Source organism: Mesorhizobium sp. M3A.F.Ca.ET.080.04.2.1 (assembly GCF_003952525.1).
Classification (GTDB): domain Bacteria; phylum Pseudomonadota; class Alphaproteobacteria; order Rhizobiales; family Rhizobiaceae; genus Mesorhizobium.
This window is the reverse complement of sequence record NZ_CP034451.1, coordinates 2,948,775-2,970,690: the sequence shown is the minus strand read 5'-3', so window position 1 is coordinate 2,970,690 and position 21,916 is coordinate 2,948,775. Positions and strand designations below refer to the sequence as shown.

The 21,916-nt window shown below is 62.7% G+C and carries 21 protein-coding genes; 10 read left to right on the top strand and 11 right to left on the bottom strand.

The window, feature by feature from the left end; genetic code table 11:
* The first annotated feature begins 19 nt into the window (after nucleotides 1-19).
* From EJ074_RS14150 to EJ074_RS14120, 7 genes are all read left to right on the top strand, one after another.
* The gene (locus tag EJ074_RS14150; RefSeq protein ID WP_095806760.1) at nucleotides 20-2,332 is read left to right on the top strand and encodes an EAL domain-containing protein; all 2,313 of its coding nucleotides are present in this window, start codon (nucleotides 20-22) and stop codon (nucleotides 2,330-2,332) included.
* Between the two features lie 158 nt (nucleotides 2,333-2,490).
* The gene (locus tag EJ074_RS14145; RefSeq protein WP_245420375.1) at nucleotides 2,491-3,258 is read left to right on the top strand and encodes a hypothetical protein; all 768 of its coding nucleotides are present in this window, start codon (nucleotides 2,491-2,493) and stop codon (nucleotides 3,256-3,258) included.
* Nucleotides 3,259-3,363: 105 nt separating this feature from the next.
* Nucleotides 3,364-3,513 carry a DUF3096 domain-containing protein gene (locus tag EJ074_RS14140; RefSeq protein ID WP_095806758.1) on the top strand — a complete coding sequence of 50 codons (150 nt, stop codon included), beginning with the start codon at nucleotides 3,364-3,366 and terminating at the stop codon, nucleotides 3,511-3,513.
* Nucleotides 3,514-3,673: 160 nt separating this feature from the next.
* A complete protein-coding gene (locus tag EJ074_RS14135; RefSeq protein ID WP_095806798.1) occupies nucleotides 3,674-3,898 on the top strand; it encodes an aa3-type cytochrome c oxidase subunit IV in 225 nt (74 codons plus the stop codon).
* An 87-nt stretch (nucleotides 3,899-3,985) separates the two neighbouring features.
* A complete protein-coding gene (locus EJ074_RS14130) occupies nucleotides 3,986-5,248 on the top strand; it encodes a Re/Si-specific NAD(P)(+) transhydrogenase subunit alpha (protein ID WP_095806757.1) in 1,263 nt (420 codons plus the stop codon).
* Entirely contained in the window at nucleotides 5,248-5,670 is a 423-nt protein-coding gene (locus tag EJ074_RS14125) for a proton-translocating transhydrogenase family protein (protein WP_095806756.1), read from the top strand. The genes EJ074_RS14130 and EJ074_RS14125 overlap by 1 nt, the downstream gene beginning before the upstream one ends.
* A gap of 1 nt (nucleotide 5,671) precedes the next feature.
* Complete coding sequence (locus tag EJ074_RS14120; RefSeq protein WP_095806755.1) at nucleotides 5,672-7,069, top strand: NAD(P)(+) transhydrogenase (Re/Si-specific) subunit beta; 1,398 nt, start codon at nucleotides 5,672-5,674, stop codon at nucleotides 7,067-7,069.
* A 160-nt stretch (nucleotides 7,070-7,229) separates the two neighbouring features.
* Here EJ074_RS14120 and EJ074_RS14115 read toward each other — a convergent pair whose 3' ends face one another.
* The 5 genes from EJ074_RS14115 to EJ074_RS14095 form a co-directional block, all read right to left on the bottom strand.
* Entirely contained in the window at nucleotides 7,230-7,829 is a 600-nt protein-coding gene (locus EJ074_RS14115; protein ID WP_095806754.1) for a short chain dehydrogenase, read from the bottom strand.
* Entirely contained in the window at nucleotides 7,826-8,188 is a 363-nt protein-coding gene (locus tag EJ074_RS14110; protein ID WP_095806753.1) for a MerR family transcriptional regulator, read from the bottom strand. The genes EJ074_RS14115 and EJ074_RS14110 overlap by 4 nt, the downstream gene beginning before the upstream one ends.
* A 111-nt stretch (nucleotides 8,189-8,299) precedes the next feature.
* Entirely contained in the window at nucleotides 8,300-8,686 is a 387-nt protein-coding gene (locus EJ074_RS14105) for a RidA family protein (RefSeq protein ID WP_095806752.1), read from the bottom strand.
* An 87-nt stretch (nucleotides 8,687-8,773) separates the two neighbouring features.
* Complete coding sequence (gene gyrB, locus EJ074_RS14100; RefSeq protein WP_095806751.1) at nucleotides 8,774-11,245, bottom strand: DNA topoisomerase (ATP-hydrolyzing) subunit B; 2,472 nt, start codon at nucleotides 11,243-11,245, stop codon at nucleotides 8,774-8,776.
* Nucleotides 11,246-11,404: 159 nt separating this feature from the next.
* The gene (locus EJ074_RS14095; RefSeq protein ID WP_095806750.1) at nucleotides 11,405-12,409 is read right to left on the bottom strand and encodes a DUF2235 domain-containing protein; all 1,005 of its coding nucleotides are present in this window, start codon (nucleotides 12,407-12,409) and stop codon (nucleotides 11,405-11,407) included.
* A gap of 484 nt (nucleotides 12,410-12,893) precedes the next feature.
* Between EJ074_RS14095 and EJ074_RS14090 the strand changes: the two genes are divergently transcribed.
* Nucleotides 12,894-14,264, top strand: coding sequence for a cytochrome P450 (locus tag EJ074_RS14090; protein WP_129553535.1), 1,371 nt, complete (start codon nucleotides 12,894-12,896; stop codon nucleotides 14,262-14,264).
* 47 nt (nucleotides 14,265-14,311) lie between these two features.
* On the opposite strand, the gene EJ074_RS14085 is transcribed toward EJ074_RS14090, so the two are convergent.
* From EJ074_RS14085 to EJ074_RS14060, 6 genes are all read right to left on the bottom strand, one after another.
* Entirely contained in the window at nucleotides 14,312-15,295 is a 984-nt protein-coding gene (locus EJ074_RS14085) for a complex I NDUFA9 subunit family protein (protein ID WP_095806748.1), read from the bottom strand.
* A 415-nt stretch (nucleotides 15,296-15,710) separates the two neighbouring features.
* Nucleotides 15,711-16,712, bottom strand: coding sequence for an Ldh family oxidoreductase (locus EJ074_RS14080; protein ID WP_095806747.1), 1,002 nt, complete (start codon nucleotides 16,710-16,712; stop codon nucleotides 15,711-15,713).
* 112 nt (nucleotides 16,713-16,824) lie between these two features.
* On the bottom strand, nucleotides 16,825-17,634 hold the full coding sequence (locus EJ074_RS14075) for an ABC transporter permease (RefSeq protein ID WP_095806746.1): 810 nt from the start codon (nucleotides 17,632-17,634) through the stop codon (nucleotides 16,825-16,827).
* Complete coding sequence (locus tag EJ074_RS14070) at nucleotides 17,634-18,299, bottom strand: ABC transporter permease (RefSeq protein ID WP_165350079.1); 666 nt, start codon at nucleotides 18,297-18,299, stop codon at nucleotides 17,634-17,636. Before EJ074_RS14070 ends, EJ074_RS14075 begins: the two co-directional genes overlap by 1 nt.
* Before the next feature lie 194 nt (nucleotides 18,300-18,493).
* A complete protein-coding gene (locus tag EJ074_RS14065; protein WP_095806744.1) occupies nucleotides 18,494-19,288 on the bottom strand; it encodes a transporter substrate-binding domain-containing protein in 795 nt (264 codons plus the stop codon).
* A 55-nt stretch (nucleotides 19,289-19,343) separates the two neighbouring features.
* A complete protein-coding gene (locus tag EJ074_RS14060) occupies nucleotides 19,344-20,159 on the bottom strand; it encodes an ABC transporter ATP-binding protein (protein ID WP_095806743.1) in 816 nt (271 codons plus the stop codon).
* A gap of 211 nt (nucleotides 20,160-20,370) precedes the next feature.
* On the opposite strand from EJ074_RS14060, the gene EJ074_RS14055 reads away from it, so the two are divergent.
* Entirely contained in the window at nucleotides 20,371-21,243 is an 873-nt protein-coding gene (locus EJ074_RS14055) for a dimethylarginine dimethylaminohydrolase family protein (RefSeq protein WP_095806742.1), read from the top strand.
* Nucleotides 21,213-21,884, top strand: coding sequence for a TetR family transcriptional regulator C-terminal domain-containing protein (locus tag EJ074_RS14050; protein ID WP_095806741.1), 672 nt, complete (start codon nucleotides 21,213-21,215; stop codon nucleotides 21,882-21,884). The genes EJ074_RS14055 and EJ074_RS14050 overlap by 31 nt, the downstream gene beginning before the upstream one ends.
* Nucleotides 21,885-21,916: the final 32 nt, after the last annotated feature.

Below are 21,916 nucleotides of genomic sequence, written 5' to 3'. Positions count from 1 at the left end.
CAAGGGTTGGGATTCAGGCGTGAATCTGCGAAGAAAAAACGAGATCCCGGTCGACGTCTACATCCCGTTCGTGGAAACCCTGTTTCGCGACGGTCTGACGCTATCTATCGGATTCTTCGCCCAGACCTTGCTGGTCTTCCTGGTTTACTGGAAGACCAAGGAGCCCACCTACATCGCTGTTGCCGCAGGACTGCTGACGGTGGCTTTCCTTCGCCTGCGAAACATCAGCAAATACCGCAATGCGCCCTCGCCGAAGAACTGGGAAGAAGCCCGCCGCCGTGAGAACGACTACATTCTCTACGGTTCGATGCATGGCTTGATGTTGGGTGCCTTCTGTTTTGTTGGCATCTATTTGGCGCATGACAATTTCGCGGAGATCTCCGCCGTCTGCGTGACCCTGGCTTCAGCCACATCGATCGCCGGCCGCAATTATGGCTCTCCCCGCATGGTCATGATCTTCATCATGACGATGACCTGGCCGATTTCGCTGGGCTTCATCCTGCGCGGGGACCCATACCATTTCATTCTTGGTCTCCTATCGGCGCCTTTCTTGTTCGCCATCAAGCGCTTCGCGGACATGGTCCGCGAGGTGCTTTTTGCTGCGCTGTCGGAGGAAAAGAAGGCCAGTCGCATAGCCCAGCGCTTCAATCGCGCGCTCAACACCATGTCGCATGGCCTGGTCATGCTGGGGCCTGACGGACGCGTTGCGGTGGCCAATGCCGAGGCGGCGCATCTGATGTCGCTGAGATCGGCGGATGCCCTGCTGGGGCGATCGATCCATGGCCTGCTGATGCGCGGCGTGGCCGGCGGCATGCTGGCGCCGAAGGACTGCCGCTACATCGAGGCGCAGCTGACGCGCGCTTTGCGCGAAGGGCGCGACCGCAAGGTGCTGGTCTCGCTGGCCAACGGCCAGCACTACGAGTTCTCGGCGCGCGAAGGCAGCCAGGAACTCGGCGTGATCACCTTCGAGGACGTGACGGCCCGTGTCGAGGCGGAGGAAAAGATCCGCTTCATGGCGCGCTATGACAACCTCACCGGCCTGCCGAACCGCGCCTATTTCCACGAGCTGGTCGGCGAGGCGATGGCCTCCGGCGATCGCGACCGGCTCTGCGGCCTCGCCGTGCTCGACCTGGACGACTTCAAGAGCGTCAACGACACGCTTGGCCATCCGGTCGGCGACGGGCTGATCTACGCTGTGGCCGAACGGCTCTCGGCGATCGCAGGATCCGGCATCAATGTCAGCCGCTTTGGCGGCGACGAGTTCATGATCTATTTCGATCGTATCGAGGACGAAAGCCACCTCAACAACCTGCTGGACGAGATTTTCGCCGACCTGCAGGGCGAGGTCGACGTCGCCGGCCACGGCCTGCGCATCCAGGCCAGCGGCGGCGCGGTGCTGTCGACGGTCAGGGACACCGATGTCGACGCCATGATCGTCAAAGCCGACCTTGCCCTCTACAAGGCCAAGGAGCTTGGCAAGAACAGTTGGCGGCTGTTCGAGGCATCGATGGATGCCGCCTTCCGCAATCGCCAGCTGATGAAGGCCGATCTGCGCGCTGCCATTGAAAACAAGGGACTGCGGGTCGTCTACCAGCCCATCGTGGCGATGAGCTCGATGCGCATCGCAAGCTGCGAAGCGCTCTGCCGCTGGGATCACCCCGACCTCGGGCCGATTTCACCCGGCATCTTCATCCCGCTGGCCGAGGAGATGGGCATTATCTCCGAGATAAGTAGCTTCGTGCTCCAGGCGGCCTGCGCGGAATGCGCGAAGTGGCCGGCGCAAACCAGCGTTTCCGTCAACCTCTCGGCCAGGGATTTCCGCAACCGCGACGTCGTGCACAAAGTGCGGGATGCGCTGGTGACCTCGGGCCTTTCGCCCCAGCGCCTCGAGATCGAGGTCACCGAGACGGCGCTGCTCGACGACAAGTCGCTGACAAGACAGTATATCGAGGAGTTGAAGCAGCTGGGCGTGCGCATTGCGCTTGACGACTTCGGCACCGGCTATTCGAGCCTCAGCTATCTGCACAAGCTGCCGCTCGACAAGATCAAGATCGACCGCTCTTTTCTCATCGACGTTACCCAGAACATCCGATCGCTGGAGTTGCTGCGCGGCATCGTCAGTCTGTCGCGGCCGCTCGGCCTCGCGGTGACGGTCGAAGGCGTAGAAACCTTCGAACAACTCAAGATCTTGGCGCTGGAGGTCAAACCGGATTTGGTGCAGGGTTTCCTGTTCGGCTCGGCGCTGAGCGCATCCGGTATCGAGACGATGTCGACCACAGTCTGGCCTTTCGCCAAGGACATCGAGACAGCCGGAAAAGCGGCACGCCGCTAGATTTGCGCCAAAGCGCGGCATTTTATTGCAATTTTACCGAATATTAACCTTAACCCTCGGTAAACGACCTCTGTCTCATTTTCATCTTTACATCCTGCCGCCCTGTCGTAGGGTTGCAACGCGGCGGCAGTTTACGGGGACAGTGCATGGATGCGCAGATGAGTGCGCTTCGCCAACGTGCGAGCGCAAGCGAAGTAGATGCGTCTTACAACACATCGAGTTTCGCCCGTCATGTCGCAACAATCCTGGAGCGGACCGAGTATCGCCGTTGCGACAAGGGCGAAGACCTCGAAGACATATATAGGTTGCGCTACAAATCCTACCGCATGAGCGATATGGTGCCGGAAAATCCCGCCCACATCGTTCATGACGATCTCGACGAAGCAGAGAACTGCTCCAAATTTGGCATCTACATAGACGGAACTTTGGTAAGCACGCTGCGCATTCACCATGCCTGCAGCGCGACGCCGCAATCGCCTTCGACGACGGTCTATGGCGACATATTGCGGCCAATGCTCGCGGCCGGCGCGCATTTCGTCGACCCGAGCCGCTTCGCTGCTGATCCGGACTGGTCGCGCGTATACCCACAAATTCCTTACCTGACGCTCAGACTTGCCGGCATGGCGTGCTTCTATTTCGATGCGCCTTACTGCCTCTCTACCATCCGGCCGGAACATGCCGGATTCTACCGCCGCATCTATTGTTCGGAACAGATCGGCGAGCTCCGAGACTACCCGGGCCTGAATTATCAAGTCGTGCTCTATCGCGCCAATGTCGCGGCCATTCGCGAACGCTCCTTCTCGCGCTTCCCTTTCTTCCGTTCGACGCCGATGGAGCAGCGCATGCTGTTCGACACTCCCAATGCCGGCGAACTCGCGCCACTGACCATCCTGCCGACGGCAAAATACTTCCACGAGGCGGCCTGAGACCTCACGGCTGAGTGATGGCCCCAGCGGAGCTTTCCGGCGCGATCCGCGTTTGGGGGCGGGGCAACTTGCCTTGCAGGCAGCAATCCTCGAAAGGACACCGACATGACCATCCATTCGCTCGCGCTCACGCCGCTGATCTCGCTGATTGCCGGCGTGCTCATCCTGGTGATGCCGCGCCTGCTCAACTACATCGTCGCGCTCTACCTGATCGTCGTCGGCTTGCTCGGGCTTTTCCCGCATCTCGCGGCCTGAAAGACCGAGGAATCGCGGCGCATAACGCCGGTCGCCGTCCTCTCCCCAATTTCAACTTTCGTTTGACGCTGTTGTCGCCTGCTGTGCGGCAATAGCGCCATTGCTCTCCGTTCGGCTTTTCGCTATGTGCCTCGAAGATATCTTCGAAGGGGTACTCCTAATGGCCGAACACACGCCGACCGGTCCTGTCGAACTGGGCGCGAAGATGGACTATGCCGAGCACGACCGCACCTACGCGGCCTTCCTGGCGCTCGCCAAATACGGCTCGCTCGTCTGCGTCGCCCTGCTCGTGGCGATGGCCTTCGGCTTCTTCGTTGGCGGCTTCTTCTCGGCGACCATCCTGTTCATGCTGATCATGGCCGCCGGCGCCTTCATTCTGCGATAGATTTCCAAAGCCCATTGCCAATGACGTCCCGCCGGGAAACCCGGCGCACGCCTTGCGCAAACAGGTTCCAGCCGAAAGGATCATGCGGTGGGACAGACGGTATTCATCCCTCGTGAGGTTGACCCGAACGAGCCGCGCGTCGCGGCTTCGCCTGAGACGGTGAAGCGCCTGGTGGGCCTCGGCTTCGATGTGGTCGTCGAGAAGGGCGCCGGCCTCGGTTCGCGCATCGTCGATCAGGATTTTGCCGCTGTCGGCGGCACGATCGGAACGGCCGCCGACGCCAAGAAGGCCGACGTGGTCCTGAAAGTGCGCCGGCCGACCGACGGCGAGCTGACGGGCTATAAGTCGGGCGCTGCCGTCATCGCCATCATGGATCCCTATGGCAACGATGCGGCGCTTGCCGCGATGGCCAGGGCCGGCATCACCGCCTTTTCCATGGAGTTCATGCCCCGCATCACCCGCGCGCAGGTGATGGACGTGTTGTCCTCGCAGGCCAATCTCGCCGGCTACCAGGCAGTGGTCGATGCGGCCGCCGAATATGACCGCGCGCTGCCGATGATGATGACGGCGGCGGGCACCGTGCCGGCGGCCAAGACCTTCATCATGGGCGTCGGCGTCGCCGGCCTGCAGGCGATCGCCACCGCGCGCCGGCTCGGCGCCGTGGTCACCGCCACCGACGTGCGTCCTGCTGTGAAGGAGCAGGTGCAGTCGCTCGGCGCGAAATTCCTGGCGGTCGAGGACGAGGAGTTCAAGGCGGCCGAGACGGCGGGCGGCTACGCCAAGGAAATGTCGAAGGAATACCAGGCCAAGCAGGCGGCGCTGACCGCCGAGCACATCGCCAAGCAAGACATCGTCATCACCACGGCGCTGATCCCCGGCCGTCCGGCGCCGAAGCTGGTCTCGGCCGCCATGGTCGCCTCGATGAAGCCGGGCTCGGTGATCGTCGACCTTGCGGTGGAGCGCGGCGGCAATGTCGAGGGCGCGGAGGCCGGCAAGGTCGTGACGACAGAAAACGGCGTCAAGATCGTCGGCCATCTCAACGTGCCCGGCCGCGTCGCAGCGTCCGCCTCGCTGCTCTATGCCAAGAACCTCTATGCCTTCCTCGAAACGATGGTCGACAAGGCGACGAAGGAGCTTGCCATCAAGCGCGACGACGAACTGGTCAAGGCGACCATGCTGACCGACGGCGGCAAGGTCGTGCATCCGAACTTCGCCAGGGCGGTCGAGGCGCCGCGCACCGAACCGGCCGCGATCCCGGCCACGACCATCGTCGCCGACGCCTCCGAGAAGCCAGCTGCTAGGAAGACAACGGCGAAGAAGTCTGCCGCCAAGCCAAAAGGGACAGCGTGATGGAACAGCTGCAGAAAGCCCTCGACCAGCTCGATCAGGCCACCGCCGCCGTTCGCCTTGCGGTCCAGGATCTGGCCAACGCCCCCGCCGCCGCGGACGCTGCCGGCGGTGCCGCGCATGCTCTCTCCGGCGGCGTCATCGATCCCTTCGTCTTCCGCTTCGCCATCTTCGTGCTGGCGATCTTCGTCGGCTATTACGTCGTGTGGTCGGTGACGCCGGCGCTGCACACGCCACTGATGGCCGTCACCAACGCCATCTCCTCGGTGATCGTCGTCGGCGCATTGCTTGCCATCGGCATTGCTGCCTCCGGCCTTGCAGCGGGCTTCGGCTTCGTCGCGCTGGTGCTGGTCTCGGTCAACATCTTCGGCGGCTTCCTCGTCACCCAGCGCATGCTCGCCATGTACAAGAAGAAGGATAAGTGACGTGACCGTCAATCTCGCTTCCTTCCTCTATCTGGTCTCCGGCATCCTGTTCATTCTGGCGCTGCGCGGTCTGTCGCATCCGACCACCAGCCGTCAGGGCAATCTCTACGGCATGATCGGCATGGGCATTGCCATCGCCACCACGCTGGCGCTTGCGACCCCATCCGCCGGCCGTTTCGGCCTGATCGTGTTGGGCCTCGCCATCGGCGGCGGCATCGGCGCCGTCACCGCGCGCCGCATCGCCATGACCTCGATGCCGCAGCTGGTCGCAGCCTTCCACTCGCTCGTCGGTTTCGCCGCCGTCATGGTGGCCGCCGCCGCCATCTACGCGCCGGAAAGCTTCGGCATCGGCACCGCAGGCGACATCCATGCGCAGGCGCTTGTCGAGATGAGCCTCGGTGTCGCCATCGGCGCCATCACCTTCACCGGCTCGGTCATCGCCTTCCTGAAGCTCGACGGCCGCATGTCCGGCAAGCCGATCATGATCGGCGGTCGCCACCTCATCAACATCGCGCTCGGCGTCGCCCTGGTGGTGCTGATCGTGCTTTTGGTCACCACCGAATCCAAGCTCATCTTCTGGCTGATCGTCGCCGCCTCGCTGGTGCTCGGCGTGCTCTTGATCATCCCGATCGGCGGCGCCGACATGCCGGTCGTGGTGTCGATGCTGAACTCCTATTCCGGCTGGGCGGCAGCGGCGCTCGGCTTCACGCTCGGCAACCTCGCGCTGATCATCACCGGCGCGCTGGTCGGCTCTTCCGGTGCGATCCTGTCCTACATCATGTGCAAGGGCATGAACCGCTCCTTCATCTCGGTCATCCTGGGCGGCTTCGGCGGCGAGACCGCTGCGGCAGCCGACGACGGCATCGAGCGCACCGTCAAGCAGGGCTCGGCCGACGACGCCGCCTACCTGATGATGAACGCGCAAAAGGTCATCATCGTGCCCGGCTACGGCATGGCGGTCGCCCAGGCACAGCACGCGCTGCGCGAGATGGCCGATAAGCTCAAGGCCAACGGCGTCGAGGTCAAATACGCTATTCACCCGGTCGCCGGCCGCATGCCCGGCCATATGAACGTGCTCTTGGCCGAAGCCAATGTGCCTTATGACGAGGTGTTCGAGCTGGAGGACATCAACTCCGAGTTCGCACAGGCGGACGTTGCCTACGTCATCGGTGCCAACGACGTCACCAACCCGTCCGCGCGCGATGACAAGAGCAGCCCCATCTACGGCATGCCGATCCTCGATGTCGACAAGGCCCGCACCTGCCTGTTCGTCAAGCGCTCGCTCGGCTCCGGCTATGCCGGCATCGATAACACGCTGTTCTACAAGGACGGCACCATGATGCTGCTCGGCGACGCCAAGAAGATGACGGAAGAAATCGTCAAGGCCTTCGATCACTGATCGGCCGCAACCTTCTGCAGAAGGTTGTCGGCCATGCATCAAATTCCAAAGCTCGGCCGATGCCGGGCTTCTTACGTTCCGAGACCGCCGGCGGGATGCGCCAGTCGCGCGCCGAACTCCGCTTTTCACCCCGGCTTGTTGATCATCGGAGCTTCGCCGACTACCCGACGATGATCACCTTGCCGGTGATGGCTCCTTCCACGCTTCTTGCATAGGCAAGCCCCACCCGTTTCGACGAAACCGGCTCATGGCCAGGGAACCATTCGCCATATCTCGGCACGGACACATCAAGAAGTCCGGGGCTTACGGCATTGATGCGCAGACCGCGCGGCATCTCGATCGCCGCGCCGAGGACAAAGGCTCCGAGGGCGCCATTCGCGGTTGCTGCCGCCGTTCCCATGCGAATGGGATCGCGGTCGAGCACTCCGCTTGTCAAAGTGAATGAGCCTCCGTCGCTTACGGCAGCCAACCCTGCCAGCACCAAATTGACCTGTCCCATGACCTTATCGCGCAGGCCCAGCATGAAGGTCTCTTCGGTGTATTCGCCAAGCGCTCCGAAATGGACATTGCCAGCGGTCGAGATGACGGCGTCCACCTGGGCGCATTTGGCGTACATGGCCTCGACCGATGCGCGGTCGGCTATGTCGACCTGAATGTCGCCGCTCGTCCGTCCTGCCTTGATGACCTCGTGCCGGCAGCCCAACTCGCTGCAGACCGCTTTCCCGATATCGCCTCCGGCGCCCACGACGATAATTCTCATGACACTGCCTCTGTCATCTCGTCATACCGTCTGAGCTTGTAGGCAAGCAGCTCGGCACAGCGATCCAACCCAGCACGCCGCATATCCAAGTGCTGAGCGTGGTCGAGAAGAACCGCCTTGCGTTCGGACAGGGTTTCGTCACCCCTCCGATAGAGCTGCGCGAAATATCGCATCCGCTCCATCGGCATTCCCGTCTCGCGCAGCGAGGACAGTAGTATGAGCCAGTCGACATTCTCGGCCGAGAAGTCACGCCTTCCGTCCCGCCTTCGGGCGATCTTTGGAAGCAAGCCCAATTTCTCGTAGTAGCGGATGGTGTCGATAGTCAGCCCGCTCGCAGAAGCCGCCTCAGAGATAAGCATATGTCGCCCATAGCCTGCAGATCTTGCGTCAGGCTACCAAGCTGGAGCAGCTCCAGGTCAAGCGGGAATTTTCACCGCAAACGCCTCGGGCTGAACAGAGCGAGGCGTGCTTCAGTTTCGTTCGGCGACATTTATATGAGCATAGGCAACGATTTCGATACGAGCGCCGGGGATGACGAGCTTGCTCAAAAGAGTCGCGCGCTGCGGATAGGGTTTCGAAAAGTAACGCGCGTAAACCTCGTTCATTCCCGCGAAGTCTTCTGCGTAGGGCATGTAGACGAGGACTTGCACGACATCGTCGAGTGAGCCGCCTGCCGCCTCAACAGCGCTCCGCAGATGATTTAAGGTAATCTCGGTCTGCTTCTTGATGTCGCCGGTTTCGAAGCTGCCATCTGGGTACACCGGCAACAGAGTTGCGTAGAGTATACCATCGGCCAATATGACCCATTCCAAGGGCCGGCCGACATCCGGCAGGCCAATGTCGATAACGCGCTTCATATCGCGGGTCCCAAGCTGGTTCGCCTCCGCCAAAGCGCGTCAGGCTCAACGCATTCAGCCGACACGCTTCGAATGCCTGGATCCTGGTCAGATATCCAGATTGGCCACCGACAGCGCATTGTCCTGGATGAACTCGCGCCGCGGTTCGACCTCGTCGCCCATCAGCCGCGAGAACAGGGAGTCGGCATCGGTGGCGTCGGCGACCTTGACCTGCAGCAGCGAGCGCACATTCGGGTCGAGCGTGGTTTCCCAGAGCTGCTCGGCGTTCATCTCGCCAAGGCCCTTGTAGCGCTGCATGGTCAGGCCCTTGCGGCCGGTCGCGAACACCGCGTTGAGCAGCGCCAGCGGGCCCGAAATGATCTCGGAGAGCTCTTTGCGGCGCAGCACCGGCGGTTCGCTGTAGATCTCGGCCAAGCGCGAGGCATAACGATCGAGCTGGCGCGCATCGGCCGAATTGATCAGCCCGGCGTCGAGCTGCACGTATTCCTTGACGCCCCGCACCATGCGTTCGAACACATAGCCGCCGGCGCCGTCGTTGGAAGTCGACAGATGCCCGGTCCAGCCGCGCTCGGTCTCCTCGGCGATGAGATCAAGCCGCCTGGCAACGCGTTCGGCCATGGCATTGGCGCGCCCCAGATCGGCAAGCACGTCGGCGTTGAGCGCGCCGGCGATCGCCGCCTGCTCGACAACGCTGCGGTTGTAGCGCGTATGCAGCCCGTTGATCAGGTGCCGCACCGCAAGCGCGTCGTCGATGGCGCCCCGCAGGTCCTGTCCGGTCCGCACCTCGCCGGAAGCCAGCGTCAGCGAAGCCTCTTCCAGTCCGGAGTCGATCAGATATTCCTCATAGGCCCCTTCGTCCTTGAGGTATTGCGAGCTCTTGCCCCGCGTCACTTTGTAGAGCGGCGGCTGGGCGATGTAGAGATGGCCGCGCTCGATCAGCTCCGGCATCTGCCGGAAGAAGAAGGTGAGCAGCAGCGTGCGGATGTGGGCGCCGTCGACGTCGGCGTCGGTCATCAGGATGATCTTGTGATAGCGCAGCTTGTCGGCGTTGAACTCGTCCTTGCCGATCGAGGTGCCGAGCGCGGTGATAAGCGTGCCGATCATGTCGGACGACAGCATACGGTCGAAACGGGCGCGCTCGACGTTGAGGATCTTGCCGCGCAGCGGCAGGATGGCCTGGTTCTGGCGCGAGCGTCCGCCCTTGGCCGAGCCGCCGGCCGAATCGCCCTCGACGATGAAGATTTCCGACTTCGCCGGGTCGCGCTCCTGGCAGTCGGCAAGCTTGCCGGGCAGCGAGGTGACGCCGAGCGTGCTCTTGCGGGTTATGTCGCGCGCCTTGCGCGCGGCCTCGCGCGCCGCGGCCGCCTGAATCACCTTCTCGACCACCACCTTGCCCTCGGCCGGATGCTCTTCCAGCCAAGTGCCGAGCGCCTCGTTGACCAGGCTTTCGACGACCGGACGAACCTCGGACGAGACCAGCTTGTCCTTGGTCTGTGAGGAAAACTTCGGGTCGGGAACTTTCACCGACAGCACCGCGGTCAAGCCTTCGCGGCAGTCGTCGCCGGTCAGTGAGACCTTTTCCTTCTTGGTCTGGCCGGAAGACTCGCCATAGCCAGTGATCTGCCGCGTCAGCGCCGCGCGGAAGCCGGCCAGATGCGTGCCGCCGTCGCGCTGCGGGATGTTGTTGGTGAACGCCAGCACATTCTCGTGGTAGCTGTCGTTCCACCACATCGCCACCTCGACGGTGATCCCGTCGCGCTCGGCACGGATCGCGATCGGCTTGTCGATCAGCGGCTTCTTCACGCGGTCGAGATATTTGACGAATTCCTCGAGGCCGCCGTCATAATGCAGCTCGTGGCGCACGAGGTCGGCATGGCGGGCGTCGCTCAGCACGATGCGCACGCCGGAATTGAGGAAGGCGAGTTCGCGCAGCCGATGCTCCAGCGTGCTGTAGTCGAACTCGATCATGCTGAAGGTGTCGGCCGACGGGAAGAAGGTGATCTCGCTGCCGCTGCGGCCCTCATAGGTGCCGGGCCGCCTTTCCTGCTCGTAGCTACCCGTCACCTTCAGCGGTGCATCGGCGTTGCCGTGCGTGAAGCCCATCTCGAAGATCTCGCCGTTGCGGCGGATCTTGAGCTTCAGCCAGGCCGAGAGCGCATTGACCACCGAAACGCCGACGCCGTGCAAGCCGCCCGAGACCTTGTAGGAGTTCTGGTCGAATTTGCCGCCGGCGTGCAGTTGCGTCATGATGACTTCGGCTGCCGAGACGCCCTCGCTGGGATGGATATCGGTGGGAATCCCGCGGCCATTGTCGATAACGGTCACTGAACCGTCGGGGTTGAGCGTCACCGAAACGAGATCGGCGTGGCCGGCCAGCGCCTCGTCGATGGCGTTGTCCACCACCTCATAGACCATGTGGTGCAGGCCCGATCCGTCGTCCGTGTCGCCGATATACATGCCCGGGCGCTTCCGGACGGCATCCAACCCCTTCAAAACCTTGATGGAATCGGCGCCGTACTCGGCTTCCGCGCCGCTGGCGCCTTCGGTCTGGTCGCTCATGAAAACCTGTCTGATTGATGCTGCTGGCTCGGCGCAGAAAAATGACCCCGAATCGCGCCGTTTTGATGTCCTAGATATAGGCGCAAATGGCGGGTTTTCCAAGGTTTGCGGGCATTTTGACGGCTTGGCGAGCAGCCTCTCCCGGACCTTGTCGCAACATCACGCGGTACTGCTGCGAAGGAGTCCCTTTGACTCTAACCACCTCCGGCCCGGGACCGTAAGAAAGACGTCGAACATTTCCGTACCACAGCGAGGACAATCGACGAGTTCTGAAAATGGTGGGCCGACGGTCGGGCCCAAACCTGACCTTTCGTATTTGAGGCCCAATCTTGTTGTCAAATAGTCGGAACAAACCGGCTTTTCATCGGGGTCAGCACTGCATATCACGCCAAGAGCGTGCCCATACTTATGAAGATGACCACAGCCTATGTTGTCAAATTCCAAGCCCATTCCGTAAGCCTCCCGCAACATCCACCAAAGGCTCACGCTCGCCAAGCCCCCAGCTACATTAGCCCCTCCCCCGACATCGCTGTGGTAACCAGGAAACCAGACCTGCCCAAAGGTCTCTTGGTTGCCCGTATTTTCGAATAGTATCGGCCTAAACGACCAGCGCCTCTCGTGGATAGCCATTGCGTGGCGAAAATGCTTGATTCCGGGCTCCAGCTGGGGCCGATTAAGATGACTAGAGCCGTCTTTTAGTACATATATCTGATTGCCTGGCACACAATCAAACAGGCCGAGAAAATATACCTCGGCACGTGGGAGGGTACATGGCTTTGCCACGGAGACCCGCCATTTCCTAAATTCTTCTTCGATGTTGCCTTGCCATCCTTTCAGGCCATGTCTGACGATCATTCCAGCAAGATGCCGCGCGGCGAACGCACCCCTACTAAAGCCAAAGATGTAAATCTTGTCGCCGTCTTCATGGTTACCTGCCACCCATTTCCATGCCTCTCTGGCGGTTTGAAAGACACCCTTTCCGGTAGCCCCAAACACCCACCTTCCGAGAGTCCCTGCATGCTCGCCCACGCCATGGAAATAGTTCTTTGCTTGATCTCTTTTTGACAGAGACTGGTATATCGCATCGATGTTTGTGCCACTGCCGCTTTGGCTTGCTGCATTATTCCATGTGCCATCGATACACACGATAATTCTCTTACCCATGAATCCTCCCAAGTCAGGAATGAGTTCTAGGTTAATCCAGTTTTTGTTTATCTAGAAGACATCCAATAGTAGTTTTTGCGCCCCACACCAACTTGGACACAGATAGTCGACCCCCGAGTGGTTGAGGCGCAACCGACGGCCATGATTGCACAACTGTGTATCACCGGATAAGAGACATTCTGTCTGAAGGTAGAGATACATCGATGTCCGATGACACCATCAGCAGTCTAATCGAAATTGCCGCTGGTATCGTCGCCGCTCTACGTCCAGAAGAATCCAGTGCCAGTGACTGGGCTGCCCCGATCTGATTTACCATCGAGTTGGGAGATTCCGACTGACGCGGCGGCAATAGAAGCTGCGGTCGAGAAGCATGACAACGATCCTACCGCTCCTGCCAACCTATTGCGCTCGGCGCCCTTGCGGTTCGGTCACATGGACGGCCGCCTTGCAGCGCACTACATTCGCGGTGCCAGCGGAGCATGCCATGGACACCAAACCTGTCCCCTTCGTGCCGCCCGCGCCGAGGCCGCGCACCTCGCCGCCCTCGACGCTGGAGATGATGCGCATCGTTTACCGCAACCCGCTCGAGCTGTGGGGCGAGCCGACCTACAACGAGCCCTGGATCTCGGTGACTGGCATCGGCGGGCCGCTGGTCATCGCCAACCATCCCGGCCTCATCCGGCACGTGCTGGTCGACAATGCCAGGAATTACAAGATGGCGACGGTGCGCCAGATGATCCTGCGCCCGATCCTGCGTGACGGGTTGCTGACCGCAGAGGGGGAGGTGTGGAAGCGTTCGCGCAAGGCGATGGCGCCGGTCTTCACGCCCCGCCACATCTTCGGCTTTGCCGAGCCGATGCTGAAACGCACGGTGGAGTTCGTCAGCCGCTACGAGGCCGGCGGCACGTTCGACATCGCCCATGACATGACGCTGCTGACCTTCGACATCCTGGCCGAGACGCTGTTTTCCGGCGAGATTGCCGGCGAGCCAGGCAGCTTCGCCAAGGAGATCGACCGGCTGTTCGAGACCATGGGCCGGGTCGACCCGCTCGACCTTTTGCGCGCGCCGGAGTGGCTGCCGCGTCTCACCCGCATCCGCGGCCGCAAGACCATGACCTATTTCCGCAACATCGTCGCCAGCACGGTCAGGATGCGTGAAGAGCGCATGCGGCGCGATCCCGACGGCGTGCCGCAGGATTTCCTGACGCTCCTGCTGAGAGCCGAGGGGCCGGACGGGCTGACGCGCGCGGAAGTCGAGGACAACATCATCACCTTCATCGGCGCGGGCCACGAGACCACGGCGCGCGCGCTCGGCTGGACGCTCTATTGCCTCGCCGAGGCGCTCTGGGAGCGCGACAGGGTCGAGCGCGAGATCGACGCGGTGTTGGCAAGGGAGCCCGATCCGACGAAATGGCTGGACGCCATGCCATTCACCCGTGCCGCCTTCGAGGAGGCGCTGCGGCTCTATCCGCCGGCCCCCTCGATCAACCGCGAGCCGATCGAGCCGGAGACCTGGAACGGCCTCACCATCCCGAAATACGCCGCCGTGCTGGTGATGCCCTGGGTCGTGCACCGCCACCGCAAGCTATGGGACAGGCCGGACGCCTTCATGCCGGAGCGCTTCCATCCGGACAACCGCGACCGAATCGACCGCTTCCAGTATCTGCCGTTCGGCGCCGGCCCGCGTGTCTGCATCGGCGCCAGCTTCGCCATACAGGAGGCGATCATTGCGTTGGCGATCCTGTTGTCGCGCTTCCGCTTCGACGTCACATCCGAAACCCGGCCCTGGCCGGTGCAGAAGCTGACCACGCAGCCGCAGGGTGGCCTGCCGATGCTGGTTTCGCGCCGCGCCTGAGCCGAGCAATTCCAGGAAAAACGTGAAGCGGTATTCCGTCTCCGGAATTACCGGTCGGCTATCGGCTTGCGCTGCTGGAACTGGCCGGCCGCACGGAAGCGCCAGAGATAGCTGGGCAGGATCGCTGCAATCGACTGCGATTGGATCCCGAGGCCGCCGAGCGTCCTGTTCGCCTTGGCGGCGGATTCGGAAACGACATTGTGCTCGCGCAGCTGCAGCACCTGGTCCTTGGTCAAGAGCGGATTGGGAAGCAGGCCGAGGATCGAGGCCTGGATGTTCGCCATCCACCACGGCACCGGCACCAGCATCCGCCGGCGCTCGATTACGCTCAGCATCTCCTCCATGCATTGCTTGAAGGTCAGCACCTGCGGCCCGCCAAGCTCGTAGATCTGGCCGCCCTTGACCTTGCCCTCGACCGAGCGCGCCACTGCCTCGGCGACATCGCCGACATAGACCGGCTGGAACCTGGTCTGTCCGCCGCCGATCAGCGGCAGCACCGGCGAGTAGCGCGCCATGTTGGCGAAGCGGTTGAAGAAGCTGTCCTCCGGCCCGAAATTGATCGACGGCCGGAAGATCACCGCATCTTCGACCGTTTCCAGCACGGCCTTCTCGCCGAGCGCCTTGGTGCGTGCGTAGCTCGACGGCGAGTTTGCGTCTGCGCCGAGCGCCGAGATATGGGTGAGGCCGGCGCCGACCGAGCGTGCGGCTTCCGCCACGGCGCGCGCGCCGAAATCATGCACGGTGTTGAACTTCTGCCGGCCGGTCTCATGCAGAATGGCGACCAGATTGATCACATGATCGGCGCCCTGCACGGCACGGTCGACCGACCAGCGCACGCGCACATTGGCCTGCACCGGCTGGATCTGGCCGACATTGCCGAGCGGCTGCAGGTGCCCGGCAAGGTCTGGCCGCCGGCAGGCGACGCGGATGCGATAGCCGCGCTTGGCCAGCGCGCGCACCACATGGCGGCCGACAAAGCCCGAGCCGCCAAACACGACGATCAGCTTCGGGGTCTGCAGGATTTCGGTCATGGCTGGCTCCGCGCAAAAGCTTGGCTGAAGCCGCTTCTTAGTCGGTTTCGCGTCAAAGGCAAAGAGCGACCGGGGGTCACCGCGGCTTTGTTTTTGTCCGTGCCCGGAAGGCGGTTTGCCGCCTGCTATGAGGAAAACAGAAAACCCCGCCGCAGCGGGGTTTTCCGGGCAACGCTCGCGCCGAAACAGGACCAACGAGGCGGCCTGACCTGAGACGGCATCAAGGCGGCGTGAAGCAAGCACGCCCGCCCGCGGCCCTGGACGCCCGGCGCGGCGCCACCAACCGCAAGCCGCAACCCACGCCCACCCCGTGCGGCTCGCGTTGTGAGGTGCCGAAAATGGGTCGCAATGGGACAGGAAAAGGTTCAGCGGCTGCGCGAAGAAACGCCCAGCTTTTTGCTGTCTGTCGTCTCGATCAGGCCGAATAGCGCTCAGCGAACTCGGAAATGCGCTGCACCACTGCCTTCGGCACGTCGACGCCGCGCGCCGTCGCTTTCTCCGCTGCCTCGGCGCGGGCGCGGCCGGGGATGTGCACGCCGTAGCGCCGTCGCAGCCGGTCGAGCTGGTCCCGCATGCGGCGCTCGAAATCCGGATCGAGCAGCTTGGGTTCCACCGCGAGCACGAACAAACCGGTTCCTGGGCTGTCTGGCCCGCCGGTGAACCACGGCGCGTCGACCGACCAGTTGGCGCCGGAAATACCCGCCGCCAGCACCTCGACCATCAATGCGATGTTGGCGCCGCGCTGGCCGCCGAAAGCGAGCATCGCGCCTTTCATCGCCGCCGCCGGATCGGTGGTCGGATTGCCGCTCGCATCCAGCGCCCATCCCTCGGGGATTTTCCTGCCTTCCTCGGCCGCCTTGCGGATGTTGACGAAGGCGGTGGCGCTCGACGACTGGTCGATGAGGAGCGGCGGCCCGTCGGCGGCGGGGGCGGCAAAGGACATCGGATTGGTGCAGTAGACCGGCTTGACGGAGCCCGAGCCTGCCAGCACGGCCGGCCCGTTGGTGGCGGCGAAGGAAACCAGTCCTTGCCCGGCCAGGCGTCCGGTGAAATAGCCGAGCGCGCCGCAGGTATAGGCGTTCTTCTGCGAGAAGATGGCGACGCCGAACAGCCTTGCCGCCTTGGCGAGATCGCCGATCGTGCGGTCGAAGCCGGTATGAGCGAGCCCGCCGCGGGCGTCGGAGAGATAGACCGCGAGCGCCGGCCGCGTGACGACCGGATCGGCATTGCCGTCGATGCGGCCGGCCTCGATCGCTTCCAGATAGTCGATGAAATGGGCGAGCCCGACCGCGGTGAGCCCTTCGGCCTCCGCAGCGATGATCGAAGCGACCAGCGACTGGGCAACCTCCTCATTTGCCCCAGCGCCGAGCGCCGCCATCCGGCACAGTCCTGTTGCCTGGTCGAGACTGAGTTGCATGGTGCCTCTGGTGAATGGTGAATAGTCAATGGTGAATGGGGACAGTGAGAAGCCATAGCTAAGGCGAACCGAAGGCCTATTCACTATTTTTCCATTCACCATTCACCATTCACTACCCGATCTTAACGGGAATCCGCGCCTCGATCCTGCTGAAGGCGAAGACGAGAATGCCGGTGATCGCCATATAGATCAACGCCAGGAGCAGCAAGGGCTCGTAGGTCAGGTAGGTGTCCTGCCGCACCTTGGAGGATACGGCGAAGATGTCGATGACGCTGATCGTCGCCACCAGCGGCGTCGACTTCAGCTGCAGCACGGTTTCGCCGGTCAGCGTCGGCAGCGCGCGGTAAAAGGCCTGCGGCAGCCAGATGCGGCGGAAGATCTTCCAGCGGCTCATCCCGAAGGCGCGGGCCGCCTCGAGCTGCCCTTTCGGCACGCCGGCGAAGGCCCCGCGCATCACCTCGCCCTCATAGCCGGCGAAGGAAAACGTCAGCGCCACGACGGCATAGGGCCAGGCTTGTCGCAGATATGTCCACATCCAGGACTCGCGGATCCAGGGATATTGCGGAAACAGCGAACCGAGCCCGTAATAGAGCAGCCACAGCTGCAACAGCAGCGGTGTTCCCCGGATGATGGTGCAGAAGACTCTGGCCGGCGCAGCGAGCCAGAACGGCCCCCCGGCCTGCGCCAGGCCGAGCGGCACGGCCAGCAGGAAGCCCAGCGCGCAGGTGACGGCGAGGATCCACAGCGCCCGCCAGATGCCGATGAGCCCCAATTGCCAATATTGCGGCAGCCAGTCCCAGCGCATGAAGAAGGCCGCACTAAACACCATTGCCAGCGCTATCAGGATCAGCACGACGCGGTGCGGTTGAAGCCACAGCGACGCGCGCGCCGCCACATTGATCACGGCGGCTTCACCAGCCATCAGCGCGCCTCCTTGACAGAGGGCATGCCGCGCCGCGACCAGGCTTCGACACGGCCGATGATCAGGTTCGAGAACAGCGTCAGCGCGAGATAGAGCGCGCCTGCCGCGACATAGAAGATCAGATAGGCCTTGGTCACGCCGGCGGCCTGCCGGGTTTCGAGCGTCAGCTCGTTGAAGCCCACGACCGCGAGCAGGGCGGTGTCCTTGGTGGCGATCAGCCAAAGATTGGCAAGGCCGGGTATGGCGAAGGGCAGCATCGCCGGCAGCGTTATGCGCCTCAGCATCAGACCCGGAGACATGCCGTAGGCGCGGGCCGCCTCGATCTGTCCCTGCGGGATCGCCAGGATGGCGCCACGGATGACTTCCGTCGAATAGGCGCCCTGGACAAAGCCGAGGACGAAAATGCCCGCCGCCAGCCCGCTGATGTCGATGCGCTGGTAGCCGATCGCCTCCAGCACCTGATTGATGAGGTCGGTGCCGGCATAATAGAGCAGCAGGATCAGCACCAGCTCCGGCACGGCGCGCACCACGGTCGTGTAGACGGCCAGGAGATCGCGCGTCACCGGGCCGCCATAGAGCTTGCCATAGGCGCCGCTGGTGCCGATCAACAGGCCGAGGCAGGTGGCGCCGATGGCGATCTCGACGGAGTGGAGCAGGCCGCGCAAGAGGTTGCCGCCCCAGCCGGGCGGCACGGGCGACAGGAGTTCGATGATGCCGGCCGCCGAGGCCGGAAGAAAGGCGTCGATCAGCTTCGCCCCCGGATTGCTGGCAAGCCGCTCAGGCAACGCCTGGCGGCGAGCATGCGTGGGAAGGAAGGGGCATGGCGCTGGCGCCATGCCCCTTGTTCATGGGGCAAAAGTCAGTTCGACTGCGAAGGCCCGCCATAGATGTCGAAATCGAAATATTTCTTCGTGATTTCGTCATATTTGCCGTTGGCACGAATGGCCTTGATGCCGGCGTTGATCTTTTCCTTCAACGCCGTGTCCTCCTTGCGCACGCCGGCGCCGATGCCTGGCCCCAGCACCTCGTCGTCCGGCGCGACCATGCCCTTCATATCGCAGCAGGCCTTGCCCTGGTCGCTCTTGAGGTATTCCGTCATCGCGATGGAATCGGCCTGAACCGCGTCGAGACGGCCGGCGGCGAGATCCTGGTTGGCCTCGTCCTGGGTCTGGTACTCCTTGATCTCCTGCGCCCCGGTGAAGTGCTTCTTGGCGTAGGCCGCGTGGGTGGTCGACACCTGGACCCCGATGACCTTGCCTTTGAGGTCGTCCGGCGTGGACCCGAATTTCTGGTCTTTCGGGCCGATGATCGCCGGCAGCGTGTTGTAATACTTGTCCGAGAAGTCGATCGTTTTCTTGCGTTCTTCTGTGATTGTCATCGAGGCGACGATAAGGTCGATCTTCTTGGTGGTCAGTGCGGGAATGATGCCGTCCCAGGCAACCGGCGTGATCACGCAGTCGAGCTTTTCCTCGGCGCAGACGGCGTCGATGAACTCGATTTCCCAGCCGACCCACTTGCCCGAGGCGTCGGGCGAGGTGAAGGGTGGATAGGGTTCGGCGGCGACGCCGACCTTGACGGGGTCGGCTTTGGCGACCCCCATCGCTGCGACGCCGAACAGCAGCGCCGCGGCGAAAGTCTTGAGAACAGTCTTCATTTCACAACTCCCAGTTTGTTGTTGTTCCCGGTTTTCGCTCCGCTTCTCGCCGGCGCTAGCCGACGTTGCGGAGGAATTGCTTGAGCCTTTCGGATTTGGGCGCGCCGAACAGCTGTTCCGGCGGACCTTCTTCCTCGACCAGCCCGTTGTAGAGGTAGACGACATGCGTCGCGACCTCGCGGGCAAACTTCATTTCATGGGTTACCAGAACCATGGTGCGCCCCTCGCGCGCCAGATCGCCGATCACCTTCAGCACCTCGCCGACCAATTCCGGGTCGAGCGCCGATGTCGGCTCGTCGAACAGCATCACGCGCGGATTGATTGCCAGCGCGCGGGCAATCGCGGCGCGCTGCTGCTGGCCGCCCGACAGGAAGGCCGGATAGACATCGCGCTTTTCGGCGAGCCCGACGCGGGCGAGCAGCTTCTCGGCCTGGGCGATCGCCTCGTCGCGCTTGACGCCGAGCACATGCACCGGAACCTCGATCACGTTCTCGATCAGCGTCATGTGGCTCCACAGGTTGAAGTTCTGGAACACCATGCCGAGCCTGGAGCGGATGCGCTCGATCTGCCTGCGGTCGGCCGGCACCGTGTGGCCGTAGCTGTCGGCCTTGAGCTTGATCTCCTCGCCATTGACCCGGATGATGCCGCTGGTGGGGTTTTCCAGACAGTTGATGCAGCGCAGCAGTGTCGACTTGCCGGACCCGGAGCCACCGATGATGGCGATCACCTCGCCGTCGCGCGCCGACAGCGAGACGCCCTTCAGAACATGCAACTGGCCGAATTTCTTGTGCAGGTTCTCGACATGGATGGCTTCGGCTGCACTGTTCTGCGCCTTACCGGATGAGACTGCGGCAGCTTCCACCGCGCTCACCGGAAGACCTCAATTTGGGCGAGGGCAGCTCGTCGAACGTCCATCCGGCTAATCAACATACGCTCTACTGCCCCGCTTTGGATTTCAGCATGGACCCGACGGCGCGAGCCCGTCAATCTCGCTCATTACGGCACTTGCGGCCTTGTTGCGCAAGTGTATAAATAGCCCTTCATGAAATTTTCTCGTGTTTTTTCATCCTAAAAGGGCATCGATGAGCGCTTTCGGATCACAGTCCATGGCGGCGCCGCTGCGGCGCGTGCTGATGCGGTCGGCGGCCAACGCCATGCGCGACGCCGACAGAACTGCCTGGCATTATGGCCCGGGGTTCAACCCGGCCAAAGCAGTGTCGCAGCACACGGTCCTTGCTGAACTGGTGGCGGCTTCCGGCGCCGAAATCGAATGGATCGAGGACAAGGCCGACGGCCTTTCGGATTCGGTGTTCACGCACGACCCGTCGCTGATGACCGACCGCGGCGCGCTGATCCTGTCCATGGGCAAGTCATTGCGCGCCAGGGAGCCATCGCTGCATGAGGAAACCTACAGAAGACTAGGCATTCCGATCCTCGGCCGCATCGAGGCTCCTGGCCAGGTCGAAGGCGGCGATTGTGTATGGGTTGATGGCCGCACGCTGGCGATCGGGCGCGGCGTCCGCTCCAACCAGGAAGGCATCCAACAGGTTTCCAACCTGCTGACGCCGCTGGGCATTTCCGTCTACGGCTTTGATCTGCCGCTGTGGCAGGGCGAAGAGGCATGCCTGCATCTGATGTCGGTAATCAGCCCGCTGGCCGACGACCTGGCATTGGTCTATTCACCGCTTTTGCCGGCTCCCTTCTACCAGATGCTCAAGGCGCGCGGCATCCGTCTGGTCGAAGGCGATGCCGAAGAGTTCGCCGCTTCCAACGGCCTCAGCCTGAACGTGCTGCCCACCAGCCCGCTCAAGGTTATCGCCGTTGCAGGTTTTCCCAAGACCAAAGCCGCGATGGAAGCTGCCGGCTGCACGGTTGAGATCTTCGAGGCGGATGCGCTCTGCATCGCCTGCGAAGGCGGGCCGACATGCCTGACGCGGCCGATCCTGCGCCAATGAATGGCCGCCGCAAGTTCCGTCGCGAAGGCGAGGAGCGGCGGCGGCAGGATTTGATCGAGGCGACTCTGGACAGCGTGGCGGAATATGGCCTGCAGGGCGCCACCTTACGCACCATCGCATTGCGTGCTGGCGTCACCGCCGGGCTGATCCGGCACTATTTTCCCGGCAAGGAAGAATTGCTGCAGGAGGCCTACACGACGCTGGTCGGCCGCATGACCGAGCAGGCGAAACGAGCATTGGTCATGGAAGATGCCTCGCCGCGCCAACGCCTTGCGGCTTTCGTCACCGCCAACCTCAACCCGCCGATCATCGACTCGCGGGTGTTTTCGCTCTGGGCAACCTTCCTTGGCCGCGCCAATGCGGATCCGACCCTGGCTCGTGCCCACCGCGAAGGCTACCTTGGCTTTCGCAATGAGGTGGAAGCGGTTGTGGCCGAAGTGCTTGCCGCCGAACGGCGCAAGACGGACGCAGGCCAGTTGCGCCATCATGCGATCGCCATCAATGCGATCATCGACGGGCTCTGGATCGAAGGTTGCCTGGCCGGCGAGATGTTCTCGCCCGGCGAATTGGCGGCGATTGGCATCAAGGCTGTGGAGGTCGAACTCGGCCTCTCGCCTCTGGAGCAATCCCAGGAAAAGTGAGAAACGGTTTTCCGTCTGGAATTGCGCAAGAA